Consider the following 6,230-nt stretch of genomic DNA (forward strand, 5'->3'; position numbering starts at 1 on the left):
TCTGAACACTCCTGAGGACAGGTCGCATCCCGAAGAGACCGTCCCACAAGGGGAAATTTGGATAAGCGTTAACGTGCAGAATTAAGAAAATGGTCGGATCAAAGATTGCATAATGCAATGGATGGATCCGAGCCCTAAAACCCCAAATGGGAGGAAATAGGCTCTGCGGATGCCGGAGAAGAGGCGTGGGGAGTTCGGTGTGTAGCCTGAAATCACGGATTGGCATGAAATTCGCGCACTGAATGGTTACTTATGCCAACCGTAGAAATCCAATCGATCCAATCGTTAAACTATAATGTTCGTCAGTTTCGGACGGAAAAGCCGGACGGCTACGAATTTACCCCGGGCCAGGCGACTTTGGTGGCCATTGACCGGGAAGGCCTACGGGAGGAAAAACGGCCGTTTACTTTTACTTCCTTACCCGACGATGACTTCCTCGAATTCACCATTAAAACGTATCCCTCTCACGAAGGGGTTACGGACAAACTAAAGGAACTGAATCGGGGTGAACATCTGATTCTCGAAGATCCGTGGGGAGCGATCCAATTTAAAGGTAAGGGGACGTTCATCGCCGGAGGAGCCGGAGTCACTCCTATGCTCGCCATTCTCCGCAACGAAGCTTCCAAGGGGTCGGACGCTGTGAGCCGTCTGATCTTCTCCAATAAGAAGGAAAAAGATTTGTTCTTGGAGGAGGAACTCAAGACCGTTTCGGAGGGTCGTCTCCTATTGACGTTCACGGATCAGGAAGTCGATGAAGCCGAATATGGTCGAGTCGATGAGGGGTTTCTTCGCAAGCATGTCAGTGATTTTAATCAATATTTCTACGTTTGCGGCCCGCCCGAGATGGTTGAATCCGTCGAAGAAGATCTGGAAAAGCTCGGCGCAGATCCGGATAAGATTGTTACGGAAGAGTCGTAAACGAGAACTCTTCGGTTAGCCGGCGCGGCGAAAGGTTGACTCGATTGTCGCTCTTTTTTCGCGCGGTTTCGTTGTCTCAAATCTACTTGTGAACCAGTTCACCTGTACGGTTGGTTGTTCTGATCGTAACGCGAATGCTTTAGGGGCTCTGCTCGATAGAATGAAGGTTTCCTTGCGCTGATGCATCGGTTCATTGTCGGGCTTGTCGGAGCAATCCACTCGATCCGTCGAAATTTCGCTCTGATTTAGAGAAGAGCTTTTGCTCAAGAGGCAATCGGGAGAAGACAGTTTGTGTCTCTACGAAGAGATGATCGGAGCATAGCGATTTACTCTCCCCAATGTTCTTTCTCTACGAGGCGGATTGTTTTCCGAATTTGATCCGGTCGGAAAGGCTTTTGGATGAAATGTCGCGCCCCGCGTCGTTTTGCTTCGGGCAAGATATTAGGAGACATATGGGCGGTAAATATGACGACTGGAATCTGTGAGCCTCTCGCCTGTAACTCTTCCATGTAGTCCAAGCCATCCGTCTTCCCGAGCATCCGGTCAAGGATGATCGCATGGACCTTTTTCTCTGTGAGAATCTGGTCCGCTTGTTGGGGATTGTAAGCGGTGTAAGCGCGATGTCCGGTTGTTCTCACAATCAGAGCCGTGACCGCGAGTACATTCTCTTCGTCGTCTATTATTAGAACATTCAATGGTTTTGCCTCATGAGGTTACCTGCATAAGCCATACCACCGGCTTAGTCTTTTTTCGCTGTAGAGAATCTCTTCCTTTTTTACTTTGCCCCATCGGTTGGCAGAAGCCGCCATTACAGGGCTGAGTGCCAAGCGACGGATTTGAATTAATCTTTAGTCTCAGAAGGCACGTAACCAAGACGGTAGGTTATTCTCGTGCAGGATGCACGAAGAGGGGGGCCTGATACCGAATTTAGGAAGTTTTGATCGTTATGGAGGGATGGGAAATGAACCTGAGCAAGGCGGCCCAATTGGAGGCGGGTCTGGGACCCGTGCCATTTGGGCTAACGCTGCTCGGGCTCATTTCCCGCCCGTCCCAGGGGGATGCATCCAGAATCGAAGGTCGCGGCGTTGCAGGGATCGGAGCGTATCTCGATACGAATCAGATCCCTGCGCCTTGCGCTGCTTCGATTCTGCTCTGCACCATAACCGTCAAACCTTCCTAAATTCGGTATTACTCGTGCCGGGATGAAACCTTTTGATTCTATGCACGGTGGCGGCTGAAAAAGTTGAACCATGGGTGACTTCTGGCTCCGAACTGCAGTTTTTGGAACGGCTCTGCGAGCCTCCTCCTCGCGAAGGGAGCATTTACGGCTTTATCCCGAGGAATTCGTGGACTTAAGCCGAAACTTCGTGGGAAGCGGAAGGATAGTAGAACGAGACTGATGCCCGCTCCGAATCTCTAAGGGTTTCGAATCGGCCTCCCTTGGGAGTGATGATCTCGTGCGCAATTCGTAGACCAATGTCGGCACAATTCAGCATCCGGGCCTCCTTGCTCTCCAGTGGGATCTCGAAGAGGTTCTCGGATAAAAAGTCATCCAGAGCATCGCTGGGAGTGGAGACGCCGATACGGCAGAATCCTCCGGATAGGGACACCTCAGAATCAACAGTCAGCTTTGCACTTCCTCGGGAATATTTCAGGACACTGGCGAAAAGCAGGTGGATTGCCATTCGAGCGATGTCGCTCTGCATATAGACCCATGGACTGCTGGAAGCATACTTTCGCTCGATCAGTTTTTCAAATGAGCTGGTTTGTTGTTGAAATTGGTCGATGACCGCTTCGATCAACTCATGAAGATTGATGGTCTCCGGAGTCATCCGTGGGCGAATCTCGGAACCGCTTGATCGGATAAGATCCAGAACATTTTGAATGGTGCCAATCTCCCGGTCCAAGTCTTGCTTTGCCCGTTCGACCATGTCGGTCTGAGTTGGGTTCAGATCTCCGATTTTCTTTTCAGCGAGTACGTAGAGCGCCAGACGCGCACTCGTAAGAGGCGTGTTTAATTCGTGGCTGATGCTGGCAAAAAGATTATCTCGCACTTTCTCGGCTCGAACCCATTCGGTTTCGTCATTCAAAATGCAGGCGATCGGCTGCATTGAGGAGGATTGGTGATCTCCCCAATTGAAATCAGTTTTGAGGGGAAAGATTCTGGGTAGAAAGTAGCGTTGTCCTTCCTTTGAATCCATCCAGATCAGTTCGGTTTCATGCTCGGCCCGGAAGGATTTGCCTGATTGAGCCGTCCGCACGATCTGACTGAGTAACATCGGTGGGATGAAATTCTCGTATCCCTCCCAGAATCTCTTTGCCTGTTCGTTCTTTGCCAAGAGGTTGGCGTCCTGATCGAAGAGGAGGACCGGATCCGGCATATGGGTAAAGACCGCTTCCAGTGCATGCCATGCCTCTGAGGCGTCCGTCCCCAAGGTCTCTGCAAGGGCACGGGTAATCGATTCCTCCGGAATCGGATGATCGGGAAGAGCGGTTTTATTTTCCCGCTTTGCGTGGTCCTTACGGATACTCATAAAATGTTGAGGTTACCTCTTCGGTTTCCCGGTTGCCGCGAACCGTGGAGCCCGATTTGGAAAAATTGAAGGATGAAAGGTAAGATCGAATGCCCATGCCGTCATGATGCGAAAAGAAAACGGCGAGAATGAGCTTGTTTCAGCATCTCCCTGAAAGGCTCTCAGAACTTTGTTTGATTTCCCGCACCTTCAGGAGCGACGCTGTCTCCACTACGCCAGTCCCATACGTTTCCTCTTCCGGTAGAGAGTAGCCGTGTCGATCTCGAGGATGCGCGCGGCTTGCTCGAGACTTTCGGCCTTTTCCAAAATTAGCCGAATATGCTCTTCTTCCAGTCTGGCGAGGGGAACGGAGTGTCCTGGGCGGATGGAAGACTCTTCTCGCTCTTGGAGGCTGCTGGGTAGGTGATGAGGCCCGATTTCGTCGTTTTCGGAAAGGATGCTCGCACGTTCGACGACATTCCGCATTTCACGGAGATTTCCCGGCCAGCCGTATTCCAGCAGGGTATTTTGGGCTTCTTGGCTGAAATGTAGATTCGGGCGTTTCGATTCGCCCGCAAAATACGCGAGATAGTTCTCGGCAAGAGGAAGAATGTCGGATGGTCGCTCAACGAGGGGAGGGAGGGAGAGTTCGATAACTTTCAATCGATAGTAGAGATCGACTCGGAACCGTCCGGCTTCGACCTCCGCTTCAAGATTTCGGTTGGTTGCTGCGATGACCCGGACATTGCTCGAACGCGTCTGAGTTTCGCCGACTCTCTCATACTCCTTTTCTTGCAGGAGTCTCAGCAGTTTTGGCTGAATTTCCTGGGGAAGCTCACCGATCTCGTCGAGAAAGAGGGTTCCTTTATTTGCAGCGGCAACTTTTCCCCATGTGTCGGAAACCGCTCCAGTGAAGGCACCTTTCATGTGTCCAAAGAGTTCGCTTTCCAAAAGGTCCCGGGAGAGCGAGGGGCAATTCACTGTGACGAAGGGTTCTTGGGATCGGGAACTCAACGAGTGAAGATGCCGGGCCAAAACGGTTTTTCCTGTGCCGCTTTGGCCGAGAATCAAAAGGTTCGCTTCGGAGCTGGCAGCTTTTTCCGCCACTGCCAGAGTTTTCTGGACGCTCTCTTGCCTGGATTCGAAGAGGATGGTGGAGCGTTTCTTGGTGCCGGCAGGGGCGGTTTTCGCGGGAACAGCTTCTACGTGTCGGTCCTCATGGATCCGATCGAGCATCTGCTTGATATCTTTCGGGTAGAAAGGTTTCTGAATGTAATCGGTGGCCCCGCTTTTCAGAGCATCGATTGCAGATTCTACCGAGGAGTAGGCCGTGAAAACGATTGCCGGTAATTGGATGCCCTCATTTCGGACCGACTTTAGGAAATCAAGTCCACTTTCTTTGCCCAGACGCATATCCAGAAACATGGCATGGATGTCCTTTTCTTTCAGCTGCCGCATGGCCTGCCGGGGATTATGGGCGGTGAAGGCCTGGTACCCGATACTTGTCACCGTAGCCGCCATGGTCTCCAGAATATTCTTCTCATCATCAACGATGAGGACGTTCATGCTTCCTTCGGCTTTATCAGGGGTGATGGATTGCAGACGGGTCTGACGGGAAGAGGTGGATGATGGTGAACCTGCAGCGGATGACCCGTTAGCCTTCGATTCTGGGGTATCTTGAACAGCTCCAATTGACATTGAATCAATGGTGCTCCGCTTCTCCGAAAGCTGCAAGGGGTTCGGCTTCCTACTTTCGGATGACGGGTTCTGAGACGTTCTCGAGAGTCGATGCTGTCCAATTGCCTAACTTATCGAGATTTGATCGAAGAATGGCATTTTGTTAAAATTCATAAGAAAGCAGAGTTGATTCAAACTGCCATGCTAACCGCTGTGCTGAAAGCGGCGAAGAGGTTTACGTAAATCTATGACAGATGCACTTCCTTCTCTGCCAAGGATCCTGCTCCCCAAAAAGTGCCGATCAAACGCTAGGGAGCATTATCGAAATATCGAAGAACTCAACGAGCAGGGCTTCTCACGGCAATGTCATCACCGAAGGCTTCCATCGGAAAATGAGACTTATTCAAAGAAGAGCATGAGGCTTCAGAAACTTTGAAAATTACCGCACTGCGCGTCCTCGCTCAGTGCGGATGAGCACACAAGAATCCTAAAATCATGACCCGGCACCGGTCTTCCTCAAAGTTTGGGGACATGAGGGGCAAAGACCATCATGTCCCCAATGAATAACCTAACAGGAATAGCAGGCTACGAAGTGATCTCGCAGCGATGCAAATCGGATTTGGACGAGTTGGAGGCGGTTCTGGAGAGGGAGCCTGAGAGATGCCCTTACTGCGCGGCCCCGGGGCCGCGCAGTAAGGGCCGTTATCTTCGGAAGGTGCGTCATCGAAGTGGTTATGTTCGTTCAACTTTTTTGTTGGTGCACACCCGCCGTTTCTGGTGCTGGAGGTGCAAGCGGAGTTTCCTTCCCACGCTTCCGGGCATCCGTCCTTATCGCCAGAGCTCGGAGCTCTTTCGCAAGGAAGTCCACCAGCGCCACGAAGACGGGATCTGCGCGAGCACTTTGGCCAAGAGGGAGCGAATCGGGCAGGCTACGGTCGAACGGATTTATCACCAGCACACCGAGCTGGAGGTGCGCAAACGTTCCAACCGGGATTGCCCCCGGATGCTCGGAATCGACGAGCATACCCTGGGCAAAAAGAACCGCTTTTGCACCACCTTCTGCGACCTCGGCAACAATCGGGTCTTCGAGGTCAGGCCCGGTCGCAGCGAAAAGGAGCTCTC

At 51.8% G+C, this 6,230-nt stretch carries 6 protein-coding genes; 3 read left to right on the forward strand and 3 right to left on the reverse strand.

The genetic code is table 11. The annotated features are described in order from the left end of the window. The first annotated feature begins 252 nt into the window (after positions 1-252). On the forward strand, positions 253-918 hold the full coding sequence (locus H5P30_RS10630; RefSeq protein ID WP_185692926.1) for a ferredoxin reductase domain-containing protein: 666 nt from the start codon (positions 253-255) through the stop codon (positions 916-918). 326 nt (positions 919-1,244) lie between these two features. Here the strand turns inward: H5P30_RS10630 and H5P30_RS10635 are convergent, their stop codons facing one another. Further along, a complete protein-coding gene (locus H5P30_RS10635; RefSeq protein WP_185692927.1) occupies positions 1,245-1,613 on the reverse strand; it encodes a response regulator in 369 nt (122 codons plus the stop codon). Positions 1,614-1,864: 251 nt separating this feature from the next. On the opposite strand from H5P30_RS10635, the gene H5P30_RS10640 reads away from it, so the two are divergent. Further along, the gene (locus H5P30_RS10640) at positions 1,865-2,098 is read left to right on the forward strand and encodes a hypothetical protein (protein WP_185692928.1); all 234 of its coding nucleotides are present in this window, start codon (positions 1,865-1,867) and stop codon (positions 2,096-2,098) included. 172 nt (positions 2,099-2,270) lie between these two features. On the opposite strand, the gene H5P30_RS10645 is transcribed toward H5P30_RS10640, so the two are convergent. Further along, positions 2,271-3,452, reverse strand: coding sequence for a sensor histidine kinase (locus H5P30_RS10645; protein WP_185692929.1), 1,182 nt, complete (start codon positions 3,450-3,452; stop codon positions 2,271-2,273). Positions 3,453-3,662: 210 nt separating this feature from the next. Beyond that, a complete protein-coding gene (locus tag H5P30_RS10650) occupies positions 3,663-4,997 on the reverse strand; it encodes a sigma-54-dependent transcriptional regulator (protein ID WP_185692930.1) in 1,335 nt (444 codons plus the stop codon). Between the two features lie 670 nt (positions 4,998-5,667). Here H5P30_RS10650 and H5P30_RS10655 point away from each other — a divergent pair. Next, positions 5,668-6,230 (forward strand): transposase (locus H5P30_RS10655; RefSeq protein ID WP_185691332.1); only part of this gene is annotated, 563 nt, incomplete at its 3' end.

Origin of the sequence: Puniceicoccus vermicola (assembly GCF_014230055.1) — a bacterium.
Taxonomy (GTDB): domain Bacteria; phylum Verrucomicrobiota; class Verrucomicrobiia; order Opitutales; family Puniceicoccaceae; genus Puniceicoccus; species Puniceicoccus vermicola.

Coding starts and splice junctions, on each gene's coding strand:
- H5P30_RS10630 (WP_185692926.1), top strand. CDS start 253: ATGCCAACCGTAGAAATCCAATCGATCCAATCGTTAAACTATAATGTT.
- H5P30_RS10640 (WP_185692928.1), top strand. CDS start 1,865: ATGGAGGGATGGGAAATGAACCTGAGCAAGGCGGCCCAATTGGAGGCG.
- H5P30_RS10645 (WP_185692929.1), bottom strand. CDS start 3,452: ATGAGTATCCGTAAGGACCACGCAAAGCGGGAAAATAAAACCGCTCTT.
- H5P30_RS10650 (WP_185692930.1), bottom strand. CDS start 4,997: ATGAACGTCCTCATCGTTGATGATGAGAAGAATATTCTGGAGACCATG.